This window comes from Leclercia sp. UBA5076 (assembly GCF_002416465.1).
GTDB lineage: Bacteria > Pseudomonadota > Gammaproteobacteria > Enterobacterales > Enterobacteriaceae > Enterobacter.
In genome coordinates, this window is the sequence record NZ_DIAO01000004.1 from 262,795 (window position 1) to 287,412 (window position 24,618).

The window sequence follows — 24,618 nt, forward strand, 5'->3', positions numbered from 1 at the left end:
AAGGATGGGAGGGTTTAAAACTCTTGATCTGCCTGAATAAATTCCGTATCCAGGGTCAGAATATTGTGGATATAACAGAGCTCGACGACGGGGATTTTGACACTATAACTGCTCTCAATGACACTAAAGGCCTGGCGCAGCAGCGCCAGCTCGCTTTCAGGACACTGTTGTCCGGCATAGGTGGAAGGTGACGCGTTGCGGATGAGCCGCTCGATCAGACAGCTAATGTGCACATAGAGCGCCACCTTGCGTTCGTTTGGTACCTGGTAGCCAGCCAGATGCTCATAGCGAAAGACAAACTGCTCCACCTGGTTAATCACTTTGGTGGTATCCAGAATGGTGACCGACTCAATCACCCGCCGCAGGGAGAAGTTCTTCAGCAGCAGATTGTTAATCTCGTCCACCTGCTCCTGGGTGGCAATGTCACCAAAGATGCGCATCAGCGGTCGCGTCCCCTCCCCGGCAATCAGCGAATCCAGCGAGATCCACGGCACAGCGGGCACCTGTGGATCGAAGGTGCCGACAATCGCCAGTATGTCGTAGCGGTTGAAGGCCACCGTCCGCTCCTGGGGGGCGCTGAGCATCTCGTAATCGCAGGCGATCACCTCTATCCCCAGCGCCTCCGGGATGCTGGCCTTCAGCAGATGACAGAGATTGGCCGCCGCGCCGATTCCGGTGATGCAGGTGGTGAGGATCACCCGGGGTTTACTGGCCTGCGGCCAGAAGATCTGGTGCTCCACCGGTAAATCCGCGCCAACCTCCTGAGCAATCGCTTCAATGTGGTGCCCTTGCAGGATCCGCTCTCCGACATAGAGCGCCATGCTGGTGGAGACGTTATTCACAATCGCCACCGGGGTCGAGAGGCGACGCTGAAAGTGGCTATGGATAGCATTAAGCGACCCCATATCCACCAGGATCATCAGCCCAGACGTCACGGCGTTACTTTCGATGTAGTGCATGACCTGCTGGGCAATCGCCTCCGGCGTAACGTCGAGGGGCATGTCGAAGGATTCAAAAACGGTCTGTTTCAGTAAGCGATTCGCCACGTTAGCAATACTGCTGGCGGTGGCGTAGCCGTGGGCCAGGATCACCGCCCGCGTCACCTGGGATTGACTTACCGCCCCGGCTTTATGTAGCCACAGCACCAGCAGCAGGGCATCGATGCGCTGGGCGTCGATATCGAGTTTTTGCGTCAGGGCGGCGATCATCGCCTGGCAAAAACGGTACAGCTGGGGGTACTTTTGCGCCAGGAAATCATCCAGCAGACGGACACGCTCCTGGCTCAGGGCCGAGAGCCCCCCATGGGCGCGATGCACAAGATAGTGGCTCAGGGCGTAGATCCCATTGCCGTTAAACTGCACGTTAAACTGCTGCTCCAGGCGGTAAAACGCCTCCCGCACCTGCTGGGTGGTGAGCTGCAACAGTGGCGAGGCGGTAGTCTCGCGATGATGGAACACCAGCCTGTCGAACAGGGTTTCGATCTCTTCCCCCATCCGCCGGTGCACATCCTCCCAGTCTGACCGACCGGCGATCACCTCTTCGTACAGAGCCAGCACCTGACACTGGGTGTCATGGATCAACCCCTGGGTCCGGTCGTGGGCGCGGAGCAGCCACAGCAGGTTGGTCTGCGGCGCTATCGTCAGCGGCTCTTCCACCACGGGCGCATCGCTCAGCGTCGGGATGGCAGCCAGCACCTTCTCCGGCAGATCCTGAAGGGTAACGCTAATTGTCTCCTGCCCCCGCTGCCTGGCCCATGCCGCGGCGACCGCATACTTAACCACGTTTTTCAGCTCGCCCACGTTACCGCGATAAAGGACGTGGAGAAGCACCTGGCGCAGTCGGGGCGTAAGAGTCAGGGGAACATCCAGCTTCTTCGCTTCCCGCCAGAAGAACTGAAGGATCAACGCCTCTTTTTCCTGGCGGGAACGCGCGTTAAGGTCGGGCAGCGTGACCAGAATGGGGATACGCCGCAGGAAGGTGGTTAAGAAGGTGCTGTGCAGATCCTCGGTAGTGGCAAAGACCAGCCGGGTGGTGATGGGACGACCCTGGGCGGTTTCCCCCACCCGGTAGATCTCCTTGCGATCGAGCCAGGTAAAGAGTTTCTCCTGGCCTTCGGCATTCAGGCGATGCACTTCGTCGAGAAACAGCATTCCGCCGTCGGCGGCCTCAAAGGCCCCCTGCCTGTCGGTCTGCGCGCCGGTAAAAGCCCCTTTCACATAGCCAAACAGGTTTGCCGCCAGCAGCTCCGGGTTGCTGGCGTACTGGGCGCAGTTGAAGCTGACAAAGGGGGCATCATCCGCCAGTAGCCCCTGCGAGATGGCGTAGGCATGCATCAGGTTCGCCATATAGCTTTTGCCGGTGCCGCTCTCCCCGGTGATCAGCAGCGGCAGACCACCATCGGGGTAAAAGAGCGCCGTTTTCAGCTGGGCAATGGCCTTCTTCAGGCTGCCATCATGACCGATCAGCAGCGAAAAGTGATCCGGGGGCGCCTGTTCACTGGTGCCGTCGTTAAGCAGCTGCGCAATGCTGTCGTATTCGTTACCTGACAGAGGGGAGAACTGCTGGCTGAAGGCTTTCTTGTGCAGGAAGTAGACCGGCCGGGTATTGATTTTAACCAGCTCGCCCTGCGCTACCAGCTGGTTCAGATAGTGGCTGGCGGTGTTGCGTTTGAGATCAAACCGCTCTGCCAGATAGCTGGCGGTAAAGACCTCACTCAGGTTTTGCGGGTCAAAAAAATCGGTCTGGTTGGCCAAAAAGCTCAGGATTTCATTACGCATGGCTTATCCCACAACTGGAGTGTCATGGGGATATGATGCCCGCAAATGCGCGGGCGGAGGGAACGCGACGGCGGGTTATGTGCGCTTTTGTGGAGGAGTGCACAGAATGCCAGCGGGGGGAACAATGCCCAGGCCGGGTAGATTTACATCTTTTCTGAAGGCGCCTCGCAGGATTGAATTCTGCGCTATTTCCCTGCTTTAACCGTGCCTGTTTGCGGCGTAGGGTGTTTGTACGCCAATAACATTAAACCGAATCGGGTTATGACCGTTTTCTCTCACGACAACGTGAGAAGATGACAGCTAAGGAAGGCTGATGAAATGCGCAATTTATCGCTCCAGGAAATACACGAGCAGTGCCTTAACACTACCCAAAAAATCATACAGGGTTTCGGTTGGGGCAGCATTGTAGTCAGCGCGTTAAGTCAAACAGACAAAAATTATCTTCATAAAGAGAGCGATAACGCTGTTCTCAACTGGCGATGGGGGATGGAGCATTATCATGGAAGCGCCAACGATGACGGCATTTTAGATATCAGCCTAAAAAGTACGAAGGCTAACGATCCCGGCGCCCTGCATGCAGCGATAATTTGCAAATATGATGCTCGCCGGGAAGAGTTCGCCATTTGTATGCTGGAAAATCTGATAACTGATGAACACTCCGCACTTACAGGCAACGTCTTTATCATTGCACTGGTCTATTCGACAATATTTTGCAGCATGATGGAACTTGAGGATGTGGTTATAGAAAATCCATTGGAGGAGATAAAACCACGATATCGAGCATATGGGTTCTCACAAGTTTTTTACGCACCCAATAAAATGTCTTCTTCAGTAGCAGATATTCAGGCAATGATTCGACGTAAAGTGATGAGTATGACCTGACATAAAAATGGACTGTTTGTCAGGCAAAGACGACCGCTGTAAACTCAGATGCAATGGTCAAAAACTAACCGGGAGAGGTTATGATCAAGCAAAACAAAAAAATTGATTCCACCAAAGCGATGGCTGCGGCCCAACGCGCCGCAGACTTCTGGGCAACGATTGACGGCAACAAACTTGCACAAGTAGGCCAGCGTGAAAAAGAGAGGGATCTCGTGGGTCCAACAAAGAAGGCTGAATACGTCAAATTAGGCTAAGGGATTTCCTCTCATTCCAGCCCTCTCTCTAAAGAGAGGGGCTGACTATGCACCGAGTTAGATCGTAATCCGGTAGCGAACGTAATCATCCACCGTGGCCAGCTTGTCATAGAGCGCCCGGGCCGGATTGCCCTCCCGGGTCACCCAGTAGACCTTCGACCAGCCCTTATTCCGGGCCTCAGCAATAATGGCTTCGATCAGCGCCCTGCCCGCCCCTTTGCCGCGCGCCGCGTCATCCACAAACAGATCTTCCAGATAACACAGCGGCTGGGTTACCCAGGTGCCTTCATGCAGCACGCAGATGGCAAAACCCACTACACCCTGTTCCGTTTCTGCCAGTCGGCAAAACAGTCCCGAATCCGGGGATAATACCCGGCGCCAGGTCGCCAGCGTCACCGCCTCATCCAGCGCGGTGCCGTAAAAATCGAGATAGCCTTGCCACAGCGCTAACCATGCTGCGTAATCTTCCGCTTTCGCTTCACGCACCTTAATCATTGATGTGATCCTTGATGTGTCTGATATCTCCCGATGATAACAAGGATTGTCTGGAAGCTGCCGTAATCATTCTGAAACGGCCCTCCCTCCGGGGATGGCTTCGCTGAACCAGGCTACCTTTATAGCTATCCACATCACCGGAGAAAACAATGAAAGTCTTAATGGTTCTCACCTCTCACAGTGAACTGGGCAATACCGGCAAGAAAACCGGCTTCTGGCTGGAGGAGTTTGCCGCCCCCTATTACGTCTTCAAAGACGCAGGTGCCGAGGTGGTGCTGGCTTCCCCGGCGGGCGGCCAGCCGCCACTGGATCCCAAAAGTGATTCCGCCGATTTTCAGACCGAACTGACCCGGCGCTTCAAAGCCGATCCGGCGGCCCAGCGCGAGCTCGCCAATACCCTGAAGCTCGACAGCGTGCGTCAGGACGATTTTGATGCCGTCTTCTATCCGGGCGGCCACGGCCCGCTGTGGGATCTGGCCGAATCCCAGACCTCCATCTCCCTGATTGAAGCCTTCACCCGCGCGGGTAAACTCACCGGCTTCGTCTGCCATGCTCCGGGCGTTCTGCGCCATGTGAAGGCCGCCTCTGGCGAGCCGCTGGTCAAGGGCCGTCAGGTGACCGGTTTTACCAATGGCGAAGAGGCCGACGTCGAGCTGACCGACATCGTTCCTTTCCTGGTGGAAGATGAGTTGATCGCCCTGGGTGCGAACTACCAGAAAGGCCCGAACTGGGGATCCTTTATTGTCGAAGACGGCCAGTTGATCACCGGGCAGAACCCGGCAAGCTCCGAAGAGACGGCCAAAGCGCTGGTTGCTGCGCTGCGCTAACTCCCCACCCGGCCGCTGGCCGGGCTTTTCGCCTGCGTGAACCGCAAAGAGTGTTAAATGCAAAACAGTTTCAGGCTGTTAAGATTTTGCGCTTCACACGGGAGAACGCATGAACACCATTATTGACCTGTTTAACGACCATAAAAGCGAGCGCAGCTTTACCGATCAAGCCATCGATGACACCACGCTCGAACGCATTATCAGCACTGCTTACCGTGCTCCTACCTCCGTCCATTCCCAGCAGGTGTCGGTTATTGTCACGCGCGATGCCGAAAAGCGGGCGCAAATTTCACAGATCGCCGGCGGCCAGCCGTGGATTGCCAAAGCCCCGGTGTTTATCACCTTTGTGCTGGATATGTACAAAACCGAGGTTGGCATGAAGCTGGCGGGTAACGAGCAGGTGGCGCACCAGAGTATCGAAAGCCTGGTGGCAGGCGCGACCGACGTGGGCATTGCCCTGGGCTCGGTGATGGCGGCGGCCCGTTCTGAAGGGCTGGGGATTGTGCCGATTGGCGGGATCCGTCTGAAGCCGCAAGAGCTGATTGAACTGCTTGAGCTACCGGAACACACCTTCCCGGTCGCGGGCGTGGTGATTGGTCATGTCGATGTGCCATCCCATCACAAACCGCGTCTGCCGCTGGAGACCTTCCGCCACGACGAAGCCTATGTCACCGACGGGCTGGAAGCGAAAATCACCCGCTACAACCAGCAGATGACCGAACACTGGCAGGCGATTAACCGTACCGACGGCGAAACCTGGAGTGAAAGCGTGAGCGGTTATTACCAGCACATTTACTTCCCGGACGTACTGCCAGCCCTGATTAAGCAGGGCTTCGGCGTCGACAAGTAATCTCTGCCCTTGCCCGGCGGCGCTGCGCTTGCGCGGGCCTACGGGTTAAATGCCGTTTGTAGGCCGGGTAAGCGTCAGCGCCACCCGGCATAAATGCGAGCACCCGATCACCCCTTAATGCGCGGGTCCAGCGCGTCCCGCAGTCCATCACCCAACAGATTAAACGCCAGCACGGTGAGGAAGATCGCCATGCTCGGGAACAGCGCCACGTGCGGAGCAATCACCATATCGGCCCGCGCCTCGTTAAGCATTGCGCCCCATTCCGGGGTGGGCGGCTGGGCGCCTAAGCCGAGGAACGACAGGCTGGCGGCGGAGATAATCGACACCCCAATACGCATGGTGAAATAGACCACGATGGAGGAGACGGTGCCCGGCAGGATGTGATTAAACAGAATCGTGGTGTCGCTGGCGCCGATACTGCGCGCCGACTCGATAAAGGTCTGCTGTTTCAATACAAGGGTATTGCCGCGCACCAGACGGGCGAAGGCCGGAATGGAGAAGATCGCCACGGCGATAATCACGTTGGCCATGCCGTTGCCCATCACCGCCACCACCGCAATCGCCAGCAGAATGCCGGGGAAGGCAAAGAGCACATCACAGATGCGCATGATAATCCGGTCCCACCAGCCCTCATAGTAGCCCGCCAGCAGGCCCAGGACCGTACCGATGGCCGCGCCAATCAGCACCGCAAACACGCCCGCCGCCAGCGAAATCTGCGCCCCCATCAGCACCCGGCTGAAGATATCACGCCCCAGCGAGTCCACGCCGAACCAGTGCATCATTGATGGCCCCTCGTTCAGACGGTCGTAATCGAAATAGTTTTCCGCATCGAACGGGACGATCCACGGTGCCAGTATCGCCACAAGGATCAGCATCAGCACGAACAGCCCGGCGGCGATCGCCACCGGCTGCTTACGAAAACGTCGCCAGAATTCATGCCACGGGGTGCGGATCTGATCCGGTTTGAGCCCCGGCATCGCCTTTAACATGGCCTGCCGGCGCCAGTTTAACAGTCGCATCTTACTTATACCTGATAGCCGGATTAATGGCGGCATACAGGACATCCACCACTAAGTTGATAAGAATAAACTCCAGCGAAAAGAGCAGCACTTCCGCCTGGATCACCGGGTAGTCGCGCATGTCGACAGAATCGACCAACAGGCGCCCAAGCCCCGGCCAGTTGAAGACCTTTTCCACCACGATGGAGCCGCCGAGCAGAAAACCGAACTGTAGTCCCATCATCGTGACCACCGGGATCATCGCATTGCGCAGGCCGTGCTTGAGGATCACCCACCTCTCGCTCACCCCCTTCGCCCGGGCGGTGCGCATATAGTCTTCATTCAGCACATCCACGAACGAGGCGCGGGTGAAGCGGGCCATCACTGCCGCCACCGCCGCGCCGAGCGTCAGCGAAGGCAGGATGTAGTGCCGCCAGCTGTCCGCACCCACGGTGGGCAGCCAGCCCAGCTCCACGGAAAAGATCTGCATCAGCAGCATCCCCAGCGCAAAGGCCGGGAAGGAGATGCCGGTCACCGCCAGCGCCATACCCAGCCGGTCCGGCCAGCGGTTACGCCACACGGCTGCCACAATCCCGGCCATCAGGCCAAACAGCACCGCCCAGGCCATGCTGGCGAGGGTCAGCCAGAAGGTGGGCATAAAGCGGCTGGCGATCTCCGCGGAAACGGGCCGACGGGAGACCATCGAGGTACCAAAATCCCCCTGCAGGACGTTGGTGATGTAGTGCCAGAACTGCCGGTAAAGCGGCTGATCCAGCCCCAGTTGCTTACGCACCAGCTCAATGACCGTGGCATCCGCTTCCGGACCGGCAATCAGCCGCGCCGGATCGCCTGGCAGCAGATGCACAAATAAAAAGACCAGCACCGCGACAATCAGCAGCGTCGGGATCAGGCCAAGCAGGCGTTCAATCACATAATTCAGCATGCACATTCCTCTCATCCCGCAGGGGCATGCCTGCGGGAATGAGTGCTCTATTTCAGATCCGCGTCGTCAAAGCTAAAGCCGGTATCCGGCATGATGTAGAACCCGGTCAGCGCCTTGTTATGCGCCGAAACCAGTTTCTCGACCACTAACGGCACCCACGGCGACTCCTTCCAGATGGTATCCTGCGCGTCCTTATACAGTTTCGCTTTCTCTTCCGGCTGGGTGGTTTTCAGGGCATCCGTCAGATCTTTATCCACCTGCGGATTGCTGTAAAACGCGGTATTGAACAGCGTTGGCGGCCAGTTTTGCGAGGCGAACAGCGGCGACAGCGCCCAGTCGGCTTCGCCGGTAGAGGCCGACCAGCCGGTGTAGAACATCCTCACCCCGCTCTCTTTCTGCCCTTTGCCTTCCACTTCGGCGGCACGCTGTCCGGCATCCATTGCCGTCACCTTCACCTTAATGCCCACCTGCGCCAGCTGCTGCTGGGTAAACTGCAGCACCTTCTGGGCGGTGCTGTGATTGTGCGACGACCACAGGGTAGTGCTGAAGCCATTCGGGTAGCCAGCCTCTTTCAGCAGCGCGCGCGCTTTTGTCGGATTGTATTCCCACGGATGGTACTGCTGGGAATAGGCGATGGTGGGCGGCACGACCCCGGTTGCCGGAGTGGCATAGCCCGCAAAGGCCACCTTCACCAGCGCCTCGCGGTTGATGGCGTAGTTGATCGCCTCGCGCACTTTCGGGTTATCGAACGGCTTTTGCGTCACGTTCATGCTGATGTAGCGCTGCATAATGGACGGGCTGGCGACCAGCTCCAGCTTGCTGTTTTTGCCGAGCAGCGCAGCCTGCTCATAGGGGATCGGGAAGGCAAACTGCGCTTCGCCGGTCTGCAGCATCGCCGCGCGGGTGTTGTTATCCACCACCGGACGCCAGGTGATGGTGTCCAGCTTCGGCAGCCCTTGCTGCCAGTAACCGGCAAATTTCTTCACCTTCACAAAGTCGGTCTGGTTCCAGGTCACCAGCTCATACGGCCCGGTACCCACCGGATGGAAGCCAATCTCTTTGCCATACTTTTTCAGCGCCGCCGGGGAGATCATCGCCGTGGCCGGGTGCGCCAGAATGTTGATAAAGGCGGAGAAGGGTTCTTTGAGAGTGATTTTTACCGTGGTGGGATCGACGGCTTCGGTGCTGGCGATATTTTTATAGAGGTTGTAGCGCTTGAGGCTGTTGTCCGGGTTGCTGGCGCGATCGAGGTTGACCTTTACCGCTTCCGCGTTGAAGTCGGTGCCGTCCTGGAACTTCACCCCGCTGCGCAGCTTGATGGTGTAGACCAGCCCGTCATCAGAGACGGTGTAGCTCTCGGCCAGTACGTTTTTCAGCTGCATCTCTTTATCGAGGCCGAACAGCCCCTGATAAAACGACTTCGCCACCTGCTGGGAGAGCGTGTCGTTGGCATCATAGGGATCGAGGGTGGTGAAATTGGAGGCCACCGCCACGACCACATCTTTTGCTGCGAAGGCCGGCGTGGCCGCGAGGACCGCCGTTACGCTCGCGGCTAACAGCCATCTGCGAGCAACAAATTTTGTCATGTTCTTCTCCTGTTGTTCCCTGCTGTCTTAAGTTATAAACGCGAAAAAGCATTGTCCTGACGCGGCGGCGCGACGAAATGGCCGGGGCTGACCTCCCGCAACGCCACGCGCTCGGTGGGTTCTCCCCGCTGGCGAATGTTGCCCGGCAGCTCGTCCTGCAGCAGCACCCGTCGGGCCTGCCGGTGAGCCGGATCGGCCACCGGTACCGCCGCCATCAGTTTGCGGGTGTAAGGGTGCTGCGGATTTTCAAACACCGCCCGCCGCGGGCCAATCTCGACAATCTGCCCGAGGTACATCACCGCCACCCGGTGGCTGATGCGCTCCACCACCGCCATATCGTGGGAAATAAACAGAAAGGCGATGCCCATCTCGCGCTGTAAATCGAGCAGCAGATTAATGATCTGCGCCCGGATGGAGACATCCAGCGCCGAGACGGACTCGTCGGCAATCACCACCTTCGGGTTCAGCGCCAGCGCGCGGGCAATACAGATCCGCTGCCGCTGGCCGCCGGAAAATTCATGGGGATAGCGCCAGGCATGTTCCGGTTTGAGACCCACGCGCTCCAGCAGCCACGCCACCCGCCGCTGGGCGGCATCCCCGTCCAGCAGGTTATGCACCCGCAGCGGCTCCATAATCGAATAGCCCACCGTCTGGCGGGGATCGAGGGAGGCGTAGGGATCCTGGAAAATAAACTGAATATCCCGCCGCAGGGGTTGCAGCTTCCCGGCCGGCAGGGTGTCGATGCGCTCACCGTTAAAGGTGATGGTGCCCTCCTGGGCCTCCACCAGCCGCAGTAGCGCCCGGCCGGTGGTCGATTTGCCGCTGCCGGATTCGCCCACCAGCGACAGCGTTTCGCCGGGCCATAAATCGAAACTGACGCTCTCCACCGCGTGGACTTCGCGCCTGACGCGGTTAAACAGGCCGCCGCGCAGGGGAAAGCGGGTTACCAGGTCGCGCACCTGTAAAATGGGCTCGCCGGGCACCACGGTATCCTGCTCGGTTTCGGCCTCCTGATGGCCGGGTTCGGCAAGGGAGATCAGCGGAAAACGCCGGGGCAGATCGCTGCCGTTCATCGCCCCCAGACGTGGCACCGCGGCCAGCAGCGCCTTCGTATAGGGGTGCTCAGGGGCATGGAAAACCTGCTCCACAGTGCCGGTTTCAACCGCCTCGCCCTGATACATCACCAGCACCCGATCGGCGATATCCGCCACCACGCCCATATCGTGGGTGATAAAGATCACCCCCATCTCCATCTCCTCCTGCAACACCTTGATGAGCTGCAGGATCTGCGCCTGGATGGTGACGTCCAGCGCGGTGGTCGGTTCATCGGCAATCAGCACCGCCGGGCGACAGGAGAGCGCCATGGCGATCATCACCCGCTGGCGCATGCCGCCGGAAAGCTGGTGCGGATAACGCGACAGCACGGCGTCGGCCTCCGGGATCCGTACCTGCTCCAGCATGCGCCGGGCTTCGGCCAGCGCCCCATCGCGGTTCAGACCCTGATGCAGGCGAATGGATTCGGCGATCTGCTCCCCCACCGGAAAAACCGGATTGAGGGAGGTCATCGGCTCCTGGAAAATCATGGCGATATCCGCGCCGCGCACGCTGCGCATCTGGGAGGGGTTCAGGGCGGTGAGATCGCTCACCTGGCCATTGCGACGGCGCAGCAGCAGGCTATCGCACGCCACCTGCCCGCCGGACTGTTCAATCAGGCGCATCAGCGACAGCGCGGTCACCGATTTACCGGAACCGGACTCACCGACAATCGCCAGCGTCTCGCCGCGTTTTAGCGAAAAAGAGAGGTGTTTAACCGCCGGGATCGACTGACGGTTGTCGGAAAAGGCAACGTTCAGGTTGTGTACCGCCAGCACCTGCTGACTGTCCAGTTCATCACTGTGCGGCATGCCTCTCCCCCTTATTCACGGTAAATCCCGGTGCTCGGCGTATCGCCTGCGTATCCCCAGGCACGGTACATGCCCTCACTGTTAAACGGTAGTGCCACATTGCCCTCGCGATCGATGGCAATCAGCCCGCCGCTGCCCTCCAGCGCCGGGAGTTTTTCCATTACCACCCGCTCGCAGGCTTCTGCCAGGCTTAAGCCGCCGTAATCCATCAGCGCGGCAATGTCATAGGCCGCCAGGGTGCGGATAAACACCTCCCCGGTACCGGTACAGGAGACCGCCACGCTGGCGTTATTGGCGTAGCAGCCTGCACCGGGCAGCGGGCTGTCGCCCACCCGGCCAGGCAGTTTATTGGTCATTCCCCCGGTGGAGGTGGCCGCAGCCAGATTCCCCGCTTTATCCAGCGCGACGGCGCCCACGGTCCCCATTTTGCTCGCCTCGTCCAGCGGGGCGGCGTGGTCGAGCCGGGTTTCATCCGCCCCGCGGGCCGCCAGCAGTTGCTGATAGCGCTCCGGGGTAGAGAAAATCTCCGGCGACACCGGCTCCATGCCGTGGGCAAAGGCAAATTTCTCGGCGCCCTCCCCGACCAGCAGCACGTGCGGGCTCTGCTCCATCACCAGACGGGCGGCCAGCACCGGGTTGCGCAGATGGCTGACCCCGGCCACGGCGCCCGCTTTCAGGCTAATGCCGTCCATCACGCAGGCATCCAGCTCGTGGGTTTCATCCCGGGTGAATACCGCGCCAATCCCGGCGTTAAACAGCGGGCACTCCTCCAGCAGGCGTACCGCCTCGGTAACCACATCCAGCGCGCTTTCGCCCGCCTCCAGCATCCGCTGGCCGGTTTCCACAATCGATGAGAGCGCCTCAACGTAACGCCTCTCCTGCTCCTGACTAAGCTGCGCGCGGGTGATAGCCCCGGCGCCGCCGTGGATTGCGATGACTGCCTTCCCCATTTACTTTACCTTTGGGCACGTAATGGCCGCTTTTTTTATAAATATCATTATCGTGGCTGACAATTCATATAATTTTTGAATATAGAAAGACGTCACCGTGATGTAAAGGGTAAGCCCATGGTGTCATACAGTTAACGGCACTTTTCTGCCATAATGGCCGCCTTCGTTATTCTCTCCCTGGAGTGACCCATGGATTTTACCGCCGGACTGATGCCGCTTGAGACGGCACTCACCCAGATGCTCGATCGAATTTCTCCGCTTACAGAGCAGGAAACCTTGCCGCTGCTGCGCTGTTTTGGCCGCGTGACCGCCGCCGACATCATCTCTCCCCTGAACGTGCCGGGCTTTGATAACTCAGCGATGGATGGCTACGCCGTGCGTCTGGCGGATCTGGCGGCAGGCACCGCGCTGCTGGTGGCGGGAAAAGCCTTTGCCGGTCAGCCTTTCCAGGGTGAATGGCCTGCCGGAAGCTGCGTGCGCATTATGACCGGCGCGCCGGTGCCGCCAGGCTGCGATGCGGTGGTGATGCAGGAGGAGACCGAGCAGACCGACGATGGCGTGCGTTTTACCGCCAGCGTTAAGCCGGGACAAAATATCCGCCGCAGCGGGGAAGATATTGCCCTCGGCGCGACCGTCTTCCCGGCGGGGACAAAACTGACCGTCGCCGAACTGCCGGTGCTGGCCTCGCTGGGCATTGCAGAGATCGCCGTGGTGCGCCAGGTGCGCGTGGCGCTCTTCTCCACCGGCGATGAGCTTCAGCTGCCGGGCCAGCCGCTGGCCGAAGGGCAGATCTACGACACCAACCGGCTGGCGGTGCACCTGATGCTGGAGCAGCTCGGCTGTGAGGTGATCAACCTCGGCATTATTCCTGACGATCCGCAAAAACTGCGGGAGGCCTTTATCGAAGCCGATCGCGTGGCCGACGTGGTCCTGAGCTCCGGTGGCGTCTCGGTGGGCGAAGCGGACTACACCAAAACGATCCTCGATGAACTGGGTGAGATCGGCTTCTGGAAACTGGCCATCAAGCCCGGCAAACCTTTCGCCTTCGGCAAACTGCCGGATAGCTGGTTCTGCGGCCTGCCGGGGAACCCGGTCTCTGCGGCGCTCACCTTCTATCAGCTGGTACAACCATTGCTGGCGAAGCTCTCCGGCAACCGGGCGCACAGCCTGCCCGCCCGCCAGCGCGTCCGCGCCGCCACCCGCCTGAAAAAATCGCCGGGCCGTCTCGACTTCCAGCGCGGCATTCTGGCGCGTAACGCCGAGGGCGAGCTGGAGGTGCGCTCCACCGGACATCAGGGCTCGCATATCTTCAGCTCCTTCAGCCAGGGGAACTGCTTTATCGTGCTTGAGCGCGAACGCGGTAACGTGGAAGCGGGTGAGTGGGTGGAAGTCGAGCCGTTTAACGCCCTGTTTGGAGGCTAACCATGACGGTGGAGCTGAGCGACAACGAGATGCTGCGCTACAATCGCCAGATTGTGCTGCGCGGCTTTGATTTCGACGGCCAGGAAGCGTTAAAGGCCGCGAATGTGCTGGTGGTCGGCCTCGGCGGATTAGGCTGCGCCGCGGCGCAGTATCTGGCGGCGGCCGGTGTCGGGCGCATGACGCTGCTCGATTTCGACACCGTGTCGCTCTCCAACCTGCAACGCCAGACCCTGCACAGCGATGCGACCCTGGGTGAGCCGAAAGTGGTCTCGGCCCAGGCATCGCTTTCGCGCATCAACCCTAACGTGCAGTTTACGCTGCTCAACGCCCTGCTCGACGACGCCGCGCTCTCTGACCAGATAGCCCAACACGATCTGGTGCTCGACTGCACCGACAACGTCACCATTCGCAATCAGCTCAATGCGGGCTGTTTCGCTCATAAGACACCGCTGGTTTCCGGGGCAGCGATCCGTATGGAAGGACAGGTGAGCGTCTTTACGTACGCGGAGGGCGAGCCCTGCTACCGCTGCCTGAGCCGTCTGTTTGGCGAAAACGCCCTGACCTGCGTTGAGGCGGGGGTGATGGCGCCGCTGGTGGGGGTGATCGGGTCGATGCAGGCGATGGAGGCGATTAAGGTGCTGGCCCGTTACGGCACGCCCGCGGCGGGGAAAATCGTGATGTACGACGCGATGACCTGCCAGTTCCGCGAGATGAAGCTGATGCGCAATCCGGGGTGTGAGGTGTGCGGGGGGTAAAACATGCCGGGTGGCGGCTTCGCCTTACCCAGCCTACAAAAACCTCGAACCGTAGGCCGGGCAAGCGTTAGCGCCGCCCGGCAATAAGGTCAGATCGATGTCCGTCCAAAGGCGTTCTGCCAGTCCTGCTCAAATTTTGCAATCGCCGCGTCCACCGCCGGAGAGGTAATCAGTTGCTGGGCCACATCCAGCGGCAGGGTGATGGATTCACAGCCCGCCAGCAGGCAATCCAGCGCCTGACGCGGGGTTTTGAAGCTCGCGGCCAGCACTTTGGCGTGCGGCGCGTGGAGCGTCAGCAGTTGTTGCAGCTCCGCCACCGTCTGAATGCCATCCCCGCCCTGCGCATCCACGCGGTTGACATAGGGCGCGACATACTCCGCCCCCGCCAGCGCCGCCATCAGCCCCTGCGCCGCGCTGTAGACCGCCGTACCGAGCGTCGGCACACCCTGCGCTTTCAGCATCTTAATGGCCGCCAGCCCTTCCGCCGTGACCGGCACTTTGACCACCAGATCCGCGACGATACCGCGCAGCTTCAGCGCATCTTCCACCATCCCTTCCGCGCTGGTCGCCATCACCTGGGCAAACAGACGGCCCTGGCCGCCCATCGCCTCCTGCAGCTGCGGCAGCAGGACTTCCAGCGGCGTTTTGCCCGCGGCAACAATGCTTGGGTTGGTGGTGACGCCTGCCAGCGGAAAGACGCGGGCCAGTTTTTTAACAGTAATGACGTCGGATGTGTCGAGATACAGTTCCATGATGGGGTCCTCAAAAATGACTATGCCGTAACCCTATCACGGCAAAACCTGCCTCAGAGTTGATTTGCGTCAAGATAACTTTCATTCGAAAGTAATTTAATCTTCATACGCAACAAGAGGCGACATTATGATCTTCAACATTCAGCGTTATTCGACACACGACGGCCCGGGGATTCGTACCGTGGTCTTTATGAAAGGCTGCTCCCTGGGCTGCCGCTGGTGTCAGAACCCTGAAAGCCGCGAACGCTCGCGGGATCTGCTGTTCGACGCTCGCCTGTGCCTGGAGGGGTGTAACCTCTGCCAGCAGGCGGCGCCCGCGGTCATCCACCGCACGCTGAATGGCCTGGTGATCCACCGCGAAAAACTCGACGATACCCATCTGGATGCCCTCACCCACTGCTGCCCGACTCAGGCCCTGACCGTCTGCGGTGAAGAGAAGCAGGTGGAGGAGATCATGGCGACCGTCCTGCGGGATAAGCCGTTTTACGATCGCAGCGGCGGCGGCGTCACCCTCTCCGGGGGCGAACCTTTTATGAACCCGACGCTGGCCCGCGCCCTCTTCCAGGCCAGCCACGACGCGGGCATTCATACCGCCGTGGAAACCTGTCTGCACGTGCCGTGGCACTATATCGAACCGTCGTTACCGTACATCGATCTGTTTCTCACCGACCTGAAACATGTCGACGGCGCGGTCTTTAAGCAGTGGACCGACGGCTCGGCGAAACGGGTGCTGGATAACCTCAGACGCCTCGCCGCCGCCGGGAAAACGCTCACCATTCGCGTGCCGCTGATCCAGGGCTTTAACGCCGATGAAGCGTCGATTACCGCGATTACCAATTTTGCCGCGGATGAACTGAACGTCCGTGACATCCATTTTTTACCGTATCACACGCTGGGCATGAACAAATACACCCTGCTCGGCCAACCCTACTCTGCCCCAGATAAACCGCTCGATAATCCTGCATTACTGGACTTTGCCCGGCAGTACGCCGCCCAGAAAGGGTTAACCGCGACCTTACGAGGATAATGTTATGACACAGCTGAATCTTACTACCCTGAGCGATCGCATTAAGGCGCATAAAACTGCCCTGGTCCATATTGTAAAGCCGCCGGTCTGTACCGAACGTGCGCAGCACTATACGGAAATGTACCAGCAGCATATGGATAAGCCGATCCCGGTCCGCCGCGCGCTGGCCCTGGCGCATCACCTGGCGCAGCGCACCATCTGGATCAAACATGACGAACTGATTATGGGTAACCAGGCAAGCGAAGTGCGCGCTGCGCCGATCTTCCCGGAATACACCGTCTCGTGGATTGAAAAAGAGATCGACGATCTCGCCGACCGTCCGGGCGCGGGCTTTGCGGTAAGCGAAGAGAACAAACGCGTTCTGCATGAACTCTGCCCGTGGTGGCGTGGCCAGACGGTGCAGGATCGCTGCTACGGTATGTTCACCGATGAGCAAAAAGGCCTGCTGGAAACCGGGATTATTAAAGCCGAAGGCAACATGACCTCCGGCGACGCCCACCTGGCGGTGAACTTCCCGCTGCTGCTGGAAAAGGGGCTCGACGGCCTGCGCCACAAGGTGGCCGAGCGCCGCTCCCGCATCAACCTGACGGTACTGGATGATCTGCACGGTGAACAGTTCCTGAAAGCGATCGATATCGTGCTGGAAGCGGTAAGTATGCATATCGAACGCTTTGCCGACCTGGCGCGTGAGATGGCCGCCAGCGAAACCCGCGAACGCCGCCGCGACGAACTGCTGGCCATGGCGGAAAACTGCGATGTGATCGCCCACGAACCGCCAAAAACCTTCTGGCAGGCGTTGCAGCTGTGCTATTTCATCCAGCTGATCCTGCAGATTGAGTCCAACGGCCATTCGGTCTCCTTTGCCCGGATGGACCAGTATCTCTACCCGTACTACCGCCGCGACGTGGAGCTGAACCAGTCTCTGGATCGTGAGCACGCCATTGAGCTGCTGCACAGCTGCTGGCTGAAGCTGCTGGAGGTGAACAAGATCCGCTCCGGCTCCCACTCCAAAGCCTCTGCCGGTAGCCCGCTGTATCAGAACGTTACCATCGGCGGACAGAAACTGGTGAACGGTATGGCGATGGATGCGGTGAACCCGCTCTCTTACGCGATTCTGGAATCCTGCGGTCGTCTGCGCTCCACCCAGCCGAACCTGAGCGTGCGCTACCATGCAGGCATGAGCAACGACTTCCTCGACGCCTGCGTGCAGGTGATCCGCTGTGGCTTCGGGATGCCAGCCTTCAACAACGATGAGATTGTGATCCCGGAATTTATCAAGCTCGGGGTAGAGAAAGAGGACGCCTACGACTATGCGGCCATCGGCTGTATCGAAACCGCCGTGGGCGGCAAGTGGGGCTATCGCTGCACCGGCATGAGCTTCATTAACTTCGCCCGCGTGATGCTGGCGACGATGGAGGGTGGCCGCGACGCCACCAGCGGTAAAGTATTCCTGCCGCAGGAAAAAGCGCTCTCGGCGGGCAACTTCAACAACTTTGACGAAGTGATGACCGCCTGGGATAGCCAGATCCGCTACTACACCCGCAAGTCCATCGAAATCGAATATGTGGTGGACACCATGCTGGAAGAGAACGTCCACGACATTCTCTGCTCGGCGCTGGTGGATGATTGCATCGAGCGCGCGAAGAGCATCAAGCAGGGCGGCGCGAAGTACGACTGGGTATCCGGCCTGCAGGTGGGCATCGCCAACCTTGGCAACAGCCTGGCGGCGGTGAAGAAGCTGGTCTTTGAAGAGGGGGCGATTGGTCAGCAGCAGCTGGCGGCGGCCCTTGCGGATGATTACGAGGGGCTGACCCACGAGCAGCTGCGCCAGCGTCTGATCAACGGCGCGCCGAAGTACGGCAACGACGACGACAGCGTGGATCTGCTGCTGACCCGTGCCTACCAGACCTACATCGAAGAGCTGAAGCAGTACCATAACCCGCGCTACGGTCGCGGTCCAATTGGCGGCAACTACTATGCCGGCACCTCGTCCATCTCCGCCAACGTGCCGTTTGGCGCGGCAACCATGGCGACCCCGGACGGGCGTAAAGCGCATACTCCGCTGGCGGAAGGGGCCAGCCCGGCCTCCGGTACGGACCACCTGGGCCCAACCGCGGTTATCGGCTCCGTGGGCAAACTGCCGACCGAGGCGATTCTGGGTGGCGTGCTGCTGAACCAGAAGCTCAACCCGGCGACGCTGGATAACGACAGCGACCGCCAGAAGCTGATGGTGCTGCTGCGCACCTTCTTCGAGGTGCATAAAGGCTGGCATATCCAGTACAACATCGTGTCGCGCGAAACGCTGCTGGAAGCGAAGAAACACCCGGATCAGTATCGTGATCTGGTGGTGCGCGTGGCGGGTTACTCGGCATTCTTCACCGCCCTGTCACCGGATGCGCAGGACGATATTATTGCGCGTACTGAGCATACGCTGTAACCCCATTGCCCGGTGGCGCTACGCTTACCGGGCCTACAATTCCCCCCGTAGGCCGGGTAAGCGTCAGCGCCACCCGGCTTTTCACTTTCATTCGAAATTAAATTTGTGGTTTTGGTCACATTGTTATTAGAATGTTGCTGGTCGCAGTTATATCCAGGAGCGCAATGTATGACCGTTAAAGTTATCGTCACCGATATGGACGGAACTTTTCTTGATGACGCCAAGCAGTACGATCGTGACCGCTTTCAGGCGCAGTTCCAGCAACTTCAGGCCCGCAATATCGAGTTCGTTGTCGCCAGCGGCAACCAGTATTACCAGCTCATCTCCTTCTTCCCGGAGCTGAAATCGCAGATCTCCTTCGTGGCGGAGAACGGCGCGCTGGTGTTCGATCACGGCGAGCAGATCTTCCACGGCGAACTGACCAAACATGAGTCGCAGATTGTCATTGGCGAACTGCTGAAAGATAGCGCCCTGAATTTTGTCGCCTGCGGTCTGGAGAGTGCTTACGTCAGCGACAAGGCACCCGATGCCTTCGTCGACCTGATGTCAAAACACTATCACCGCTTACAGCGCATCAGCGACTATCGCGACATCGACGACGTACTGTTCAAGTTCTCGTTGAACCTGCCGGACAGCGATATCCCGAACCTGATTGACGCCCTGCATGTCTCCCTCGACGGCATCATGAAGCCGGTGACCAGCGGGTTTGGCTTTGTCGATCTGATCATTCCCGGCCTGCATAAAGCCAACGGCATCAGCCGCCTGCTGAAACGCTGGCACATCTCCCCGCAGGCGTGCGTCGCCATTGGCGACAGCGGTAATGACGCCGAAATGCTGAAATTTGCCCACTACTCCTTCGCCATGGGTAACGCGGGCGAAAATATCAAAGCCATCACCCGCTATCAGACCGACGACAACAACCACCAGGGCGCGCTGAACGTGATTCAGGCCGTCCTCGATAACACCCCGCCTTTCAGCAACTGATTTTCCCGCCGGAGCCTCCTCCGGCGAACCTCCCTCTTTTTCTCCGGGTTGTGCACTTCATCAAGTTATTTAACTTGCATTAACTTTTTTTTAACCTAAAGTATCACTTGTAATTACTTTTACTTTCGAATGAAAGATAGCGAGGCTGTTATGACCTTAACGTTTACCAGTGAAACTTTGCCCGCTGATCACAAAGCGGCCATCCGCCAGATGAAACGTGACCTGCGGGCGCAGATTGGCGACGTGCAGGGCGTGTTTGATCGCCTGAGCGATAAAATTGCCAGCCGCGTGGCAGAAATTAATGCCCTGAAAAGCAAAGGCGATCCTGTCTGGCCGGTGATCCCCTTTGCCGACGTGCAGAGCGGTAACATCAGCCCGGCGCAGCGCGAGGCGGTGAAACGCCGGGGCTGTGCGGTAATCAAAGGTCATTTCCCGCGTGAGCAGGCGCTGGCGTGGGATAACGCGATGCTCGACTATCTGGATCTCAACCGTTTTGATGATGTCTATAAAGGTCCGGGGGATAACTTCTTTGGCACCCTCACCGCCTCCCGCCCGGAGATCTACCCGATCTACTGGTCGCACGCCCAGATGGAAGCCCGTCAGAGCGAAGAGATGGCCCAGGTGCAGTCATTCCTGAACCGTTTATGGACTTTTGAGAGCAACGGCAAGCAGTGGTTCAACCCGGACGTCAGCGTGATCTACCCGGACCGCATTCGTCGCCGTCCGCCGGGAACCACCTCGAAGGGTCTGGGGGCGCACACTGACTCCGGCGCGCTGGAGCGCTGGTTGCTTCCGGCCTATCAGCAGGTCTTCGCCCGGGTCTTTGATGGCAATATCGAGCAGTACGATCCGTGGGATGCCGCCCACCGCACCGAAGTGGAAGAGTACACCGTGGACAACACCACCAAATGCTCGGTGTTCCGCACCTTCCAGGGCTGGACGGCGCTCTCAGATATGATCCCGGATCAGGGGCTGCTGCACGTGGTGCCAATCCCGGAAGCGATGGCGTACATTCTGCTGCGTCCGCTGCTGGATGATGTGCCGGAAGATGAACTCTGCGGCGTGGCGCCAGGACGCGTGCTGCCGATCTCCGAGAAGTGGCATCCGCTGTTAATGGAAGCGTTGACCAGCATTCCGGCTCTGGAAGCAGGTGACTCCGTGTGGTGGCACTGCGATGTGATCCACTCGGTGGCCCCGGTCGAGAACCAGCAGGGCTGGGGCAACGTGATGTACATTCCGGCGGCGCCGATGTGTGAGAAAAACCTCGCCTATGCGAAGAAGGTAAAAGCGGCGCTGGAAACCGGCGCCTCGCCAGGCGATTTCCCGCGTGAAGATTATGAAGCGACGTGGCAGTCACGTTTCACCGTTGATGATCTGAACATTCACGGCAAGCGCGCACTCGGCATGGCCTGACCCCTTTATGGCGGCGCGTCCAGTATGGGCGTCGCCGCCCCGCTTAATCTCCCCCCGGTAATTTTGTGACCGCGCTCCGGTTACGTTAAAAATCATTTTTCTTAACGCAAACAACAGGTCATGATGTCTCACCGCATAACGGTTACAAAGTGTGTGCCGCTTTTATCCCGCTTTTTGCACGAAACTGCCTGATTTCCGCTCGCCGCCGGTTCTCCTTTCTTTTAAGTTTTTATACCAATTTTCCGATAGTTATATGACAGGTGAAATGGTGCCATAATTGGTATACCAATTATATAAACGCATTGATATTGTGTTTATAAACAAGAAGTTATGAAAAATGCGGGGGAAAGCGTGTAGACAGGGGGAAAGCAGACCCTCCCCGAACGGGAAGGGTCAGAAACGGGTGATTAGCCGTCGATACCTTTGCTGCGCAGGTAGTCTTCGTAGTTACCGCTGAAGTCCACCACGCGCTCCGGCGTAATTTCAATTACGCGGGTCGCCAGCGAGCTGACGAACTCACGGTCGTGGGAGACGAAGATCAGGGTGCCCTGATACATCTCCAGCGCCATGTTCAGCGATTCGATCGATTCCATATCCAGGTGGTTGGTCGGTTCGTCCATCACCAGAATGTTCGGTTTCTGCATCATCAGCTTGCCGAACAGCATACGGCCCTTCTCACCCCCGGAGAGGACCTTCGCCGGTTTTTTGATATCGTCCTGGCTGAAGAGCAGACGGCCCAGGAAGCTGCGCACCACCTGCTCGTCGTCGCCTTCTGATTTCCACTGGCTCATCCATTCGAATACGGTCAGGTCGTTTTCAAACTCATACTCGTGATCCTGCGCGTAATAGCCGATAGAGGCGTTTTCGGACCACTTCACGGTGCCGCTGTCCGGCTGGAGTTCGCCCACCAGGGTCTTCAGCATGGTGGATTTACCCACGCCGTTGGCGCCGATAATCGCGATCTTCTCACCCACTTCCAGCAGCAGGTTGAAGTTTTTAAACAGCGGCCCCTCTTCAAAGCCCTTGGTGAGGGCTTCCACTTCCAGCGCGTTACGGAACAGTTTCTTATCCTGCTCGAAGCGGATGAACGGGTTCTGACGGCTGGAGGCTTTAACTTCTTCCAGCTTGATTTTGTCAATCTGACGGGCGCGGGAGGTGGCCTGACGGGATTTAGAGGCGTTGGCGCTAAAGCGGCTGACGAAGGATTGCAGGTCGGCAATCTGCGCCTTTTTCTTGGCGTTGTCGGCCAGCAGACGCTCACGCGCCTGGGTCGCGGCGGTCATGTACTCGTCGTAGTTGCCCGGATAAACGCGCAGCTCGCCGTAGTCGAGATCGGCCATGTGGGTGCAGACCATGTTCAGGAAGTGACGGTCGTGCGAGATGATGATCATGGTGCTGTTACGCTCGTTCAGCGTCTGCTCCAGCCAGCGAATGGTATCGATGTCCAGGTTGTTCGTCGGTTCGTCGAGCAGCAGGATATCCGGGTTGGAGAAGAGCGCCTGCGCCAGCAGAACACGCAGCTTCCAGCCTGGCGCGACTTCGCTCATCGGGCCGTAATGCTGTTCAACCGGAATACCGACGCCGAGCAGCAGCTCACCGGCGCGGGCTTCGGCGGAGTAGCCGTCCATTTCGCCGTACTGGGTTTCGAGATCGGCCACTTTATAGCCATCTTCTTCGCTCATTTCGGCAAGGCCGTAGATGCGATCGCGCTCCTGCTTCACTTCCCACAGCTCAACGTGCCCCATGATCACCGTATCAAGCACGGTAAACGCTTCAAAGGCGAACTGATCCTGACGCAGCTTACCGATGCGCTCGTTCGGATCGAGAGAAACGTTGCCCAGGGTCGGCTCTAAATCGCCGCCGAGGATCTTCATGAAGGTGGATTTTCCGCTACCGTTGGCACCAATCAGGCCGTAACGGTTGCCGCCGCCAAACTTGACGGAAATGTTTTCGAACAGCGGCTTACTGCCAAACTGCATAGTGACGTTGCTGGTAACTAACACGGGAGATTCCTGCGAGAAGTGTGATAAACCCGGCATTATGCCACAATTCCGAAATGAGATCCCGCTTAACAACGTAGCGCTACACTTAACAGAATTGAAAAAAGTGTGATTTAGTACACATCCGAATTCCATGCGGGTGGGAATGCACATATAATGCGCTCCCTAAACCGTTCTGACTTTTAAACAACCTGCCAACGTGGCACAGATACCTCGCACAACATGAATATGAAATTAACTTCGCTTTTTGCGGCGGCGTTTGCCGTAGTAGGGTTTTGCAAGACCGCTTCTGCTGTCACCTATCCACTGCCAACCGACGGTAGCCGTCTGGTCGGTCAGAACCAGGTTGTGACCATTGAAGAAGGCAACAGCCAGCCGCTGGAATATTTCGCAGCAGAATATCAACTTGGCCTCTCCAACATGATGGAAGCTAACCCGGGCGTCGATCCGTACCTGCCGAAAGGCGGCACCGTGCTGAACATTCCTCAGCAGCTGATCCTGCCGGATACCGTGCATGAAGGTATCATCATCAACAGCGCCGAAATGCGTCTGTACTACTACCCGAAAGGCACCAACACCGTAATCGTGCTGCCAATCGGTATCGGCCAGCTGGGTAAAGATACCCCGATGAACTGGACCACCAAAGTTGAGCGTAAGAAAGCGGGCCCAACCTGGACCCCAACCGCGAAAATGCACGCGGAATACATTGCCGCGGGCGAGCCGCTGCCAGCCGTTGTGCCTGCGGGCCCGGATAACCCAATGGGTCTGTACGCGCTCTATATTGGCCGTCTGTATGCGATTCACGGCACCAATGCCAACTTCGGTATCGGCCTGCGCGTGAGCCACGGTTGTGTGCGTCTGCGTAACGACGACATCAAATTCCTGTTCGAAAACGTACCGGTGGGTACTCGCGTACAGTTCATCAACGAGCCGGTAAAAGCGACCACCGAGCCAGATGGCAGCCGTTACCTCGAAGTGCATAACCCGCTCTCTACCAGCGAAGAGCAGATCGACAATAACGTGACTGTGCCAATTACCCTGACCAGCAATGTGCAGGCGGTGACCGGCCAGCAGGATGTGGATGCGACGATTGTGGATCAGGCGATTCAGAATCGTTCGGGGATGCCGGTTCGGTTGAACTGATGGCAATAGGAACAATTCTGCTGAAACAGTGGAATTGTTCCGTTCACTAAAGCATCTCTGCATTATGTTCACCCCGCTGCGGTGAACGTGTTAAGGGGGCTATCGCCGCCCCCTTAACAATCCCGGCTCCCGGCAAAGAAAATCGCCGCTTCGCGGATTGTTCGCCCCATCCCTGGGGCTCACCCCTTCGGGGCCAGCGCAAGCGCTGTCCAAAATTGC

At 58.6% G+C, this 24,618-nt stretch carries 20 protein-coding genes; 11 read left to right on the top strand and 9 right to left on the bottom strand.

From position 1 onward, the window contains the following. Positions 1–14: 14 nt before the first annotated feature. Complete coding sequence (locus B3X29_RS04890) at positions 15–2,777, bottom strand: sigma 54-interacting transcriptional regulator (RefSeq protein WP_159339240.1); 2,763 nt, start codon at positions 2,775–2,777, stop codon at positions 15–17. 318 nt (positions 2,778–3,095) lie between these two features. Here B3X29_RS04890 and B3X29_RS04895 point away from each other — a divergent pair, with 318 nt between their 5' ends. Both B3X29_RS04895 and B3X29_RS04900 read left to right on the top strand, forming a co-directional pair. Further along, positions 3,096–3,659 carry a hypothetical protein gene (locus B3X29_RS04895; protein WP_159339241.1) on the top strand — a complete coding sequence of 188 codons (564 nt, stop codon included), beginning with the start codon at positions 3,096–3,098 and terminating at the stop codon, positions 3,657–3,659. Positions 3,660–3,739: 80 nt separating this feature from the next. Then, the gene (locus B3X29_RS04900) at positions 3,740–3,913 is read left to right on the top strand and encodes a hypothetical protein (protein WP_168192009.1); all 174 of its coding nucleotides are present in this window, start codon (positions 3,740–3,742) and stop codon (positions 3,911–3,913) included. Positions 3,914–3,970: 57 nt separating this feature from the next. Here B3X29_RS04900 and B3X29_RS04905 read toward each other — a convergent pair whose 3' ends face one another. After that, complete coding sequence (locus B3X29_RS04905) at positions 3,971–4,408, bottom strand: GNAT family N-acetyltransferase (RefSeq protein ID WP_103178821.1); 438 nt, start codon at positions 4,406–4,408, stop codon at positions 3,971–3,973. A 149-nt stretch (positions 4,409–4,557) separates the two neighbouring features. Here B3X29_RS04905 and B3X29_RS04910 point away from each other — a divergent pair, with 149 nt between their 5' ends. Together B3X29_RS04910 and B3X29_RS04915 are read left to right on the top strand one after the other, a co-directional pair. Next, positions 4,558–5,235, top strand: coding sequence for a type 1 glutamine amidotransferase domain-containing protein (locus B3X29_RS04910; RefSeq protein ID WP_159339242.1), 678 nt, complete (start codon positions 4,558–4,560; stop codon positions 5,233–5,235). Positions 5,236–5,344: 109 nt separating this feature from the next. Continuing rightward, positions 5,345–6,085, top strand: coding sequence for a nitroreductase family protein (locus tag B3X29_RS04915; RefSeq protein WP_159339243.1), 741 nt, complete (start codon positions 5,345–5,347; stop codon positions 6,083–6,085). Between the two features lie 107 nt (positions 6,086–6,192). Here the strand turns inward: B3X29_RS04915 and gsiD are convergent, their stop codons facing one another. The 5 genes from gsiD to iaaA are packed head-to-tail and all read right to left on the bottom strand — an operon-like array spanning position 6,193 to position 12,466. Continuing rightward, positions 6,193–7,104 carry a glutathione ABC transporter permease GsiD gene (gene gsiD / locus B3X29_RS04920; protein ID WP_103178818.1) on the bottom strand — a complete coding sequence of 304 codons (912 nt, stop codon included), beginning with the start codon at positions 7,102–7,104 and terminating at the stop codon, positions 6,193–6,195. A gap of 1 nt (position 7,105) precedes the next feature. Beyond that, positions 7,106–8,026 (bottom strand): glutathione ABC transporter permease GsiC, encoded by a 921-nt coding sequence (gene gsiC / locus B3X29_RS04925; protein ID WP_159339244.1) that lies wholly within the window; start codon positions 8,024–8,026, stop codon positions 7,106–7,108. Positions 8,027–8,073: 47 nt separating this feature from the next. Beyond that, positions 8,074–9,612 carry a glutathione ABC transporter substrate-binding protein GsiB gene (gsiB, locus tag B3X29_RS04930; protein WP_156654155.1) on the bottom strand — a complete coding sequence of 513 codons (1,539 nt, stop codon included), beginning with the start codon at positions 9,610–9,612 and terminating at the stop codon, positions 8,074–8,076. Positions 9,613–9,644: 32 nt separating this feature from the next. Beyond that, positions 9,645–11,516 (bottom strand): glutathione ABC transporter ATP-binding protein GsiA, encoded by a 1,872-nt coding sequence (gene gsiA / locus B3X29_RS04935; RefSeq protein ID WP_159339245.1) that lies wholly within the window; start codon positions 11,514–11,516, stop codon positions 9,645–9,647. Positions 11,517–11,527: 11 nt separating this feature from the next. Next, entirely contained in the window at positions 11,528–12,466 is a 939-nt protein-coding gene (gene iaaA, locus B3X29_RS04940) for a beta-aspartyl-peptidase (RefSeq protein ID WP_159339246.1), read from the bottom strand. A 189-nt stretch (positions 12,467–12,655) separates the two neighbouring features. On the opposite strand from iaaA, the gene moeA reads away from it, so the two are divergent. Further along, the gene (gene moeA, locus B3X29_RS04945; protein ID WP_159339247.1) at positions 12,656–13,888 is read left to right on the top strand and encodes a molybdopterin molybdotransferase MoeA; all 1,233 of its coding nucleotides are present in this window, start codon (positions 12,656–12,658) and stop codon (positions 13,886–13,888) included. Between the two features lie 2 nt (positions 13,889–13,890). Beyond that, positions 13,891–14,643 carry a molybdopterin-synthase adenylyltransferase MoeB gene (gene moeB, locus B3X29_RS04950; protein WP_156654151.1) on the top strand — a complete coding sequence of 251 codons (753 nt, stop codon included), beginning with the start codon at positions 13,891–13,893 and terminating at the stop codon, positions 14,641–14,643. 89 nt (positions 14,644–14,732) lie between these two features. On the opposite strand, the gene fsa is transcribed toward moeB, so the two are convergent. Then, the gene (fsa, locus tag B3X29_RS04955; RefSeq protein ID WP_159339248.1) at positions 14,733–15,395 is read right to left on the bottom strand and encodes a fructose-6-phosphate aldolase; all 663 of its coding nucleotides are present in this window, start codon (positions 15,393–15,395) and stop codon (positions 14,733–14,735) included. 127 nt (positions 15,396–15,522) lie between these two features. Here fsa and B3X29_RS04960 point away from each other — a divergent pair, with 127 nt between their 5' ends. From B3X29_RS04960 to B3X29_RS04975, 4 genes are all read left to right on the top strand, one after another. Next, positions 15,523–16,422 (top strand): glycyl-radical enzyme activating protein, encoded by a 900-nt coding sequence (locus B3X29_RS04960; RefSeq protein WP_159339249.1) that lies wholly within the window; start codon positions 15,523–15,525, stop codon positions 16,420–16,422. Positions 16,423–16,426: 4 nt separating this feature from the next. Beyond that, a complete protein-coding gene (locus B3X29_RS04965; RefSeq protein ID WP_159339250.1) occupies positions 16,427–18,859 on the top strand; it encodes a formate C-acetyltransferase/glycerol dehydratase family glycyl radical enzyme in 2,433 nt (810 codons plus the stop codon). Between the two features lie 168 nt (positions 18,860–19,027). Next, entirely contained in the window at positions 19,028–19,843 is an 816-nt protein-coding gene (locus tag B3X29_RS04970; protein ID WP_103178808.1) for a Cof-type HAD-IIB family hydrolase, read from the top strand. 150 nt (positions 19,844–19,993) lie between these two features. Then, entirely contained in the window at positions 19,994–21,256 is a 1,263-nt protein-coding gene (locus B3X29_RS04975; RefSeq protein WP_103178807.1) for a DUF1479 domain-containing protein, read from the top strand. A 407-nt stretch (positions 21,257–21,663) separates the two neighbouring features. On the opposite strand, the gene B3X29_RS04980 is transcribed toward B3X29_RS04975, so the two are convergent. Further along, on the bottom strand, positions 21,664–23,259 hold the full coding sequence (locus B3X29_RS04980; RefSeq protein ID WP_103823489.1) for an ABC-F family ATPase: 1,596 nt from the start codon (positions 23,257–23,259) through the stop codon (positions 21,664–21,666). 219 nt (positions 23,260–23,478) lie between these two features. On the opposite strand from B3X29_RS04980, the gene ldtB reads away from it, so the two are divergent. Next, positions 23,479–24,399: a L,D-transpeptidase gene (gene ldtB, locus B3X29_RS04985; RefSeq protein ID WP_103178805.1), complete on the top strand. Its 921-nt coding sequence runs from the start codon at positions 23,479–23,481 to the stop codon at positions 24,397–24,399. Positions 24,400–24,618 lie beyond the last annotated feature (219 nt).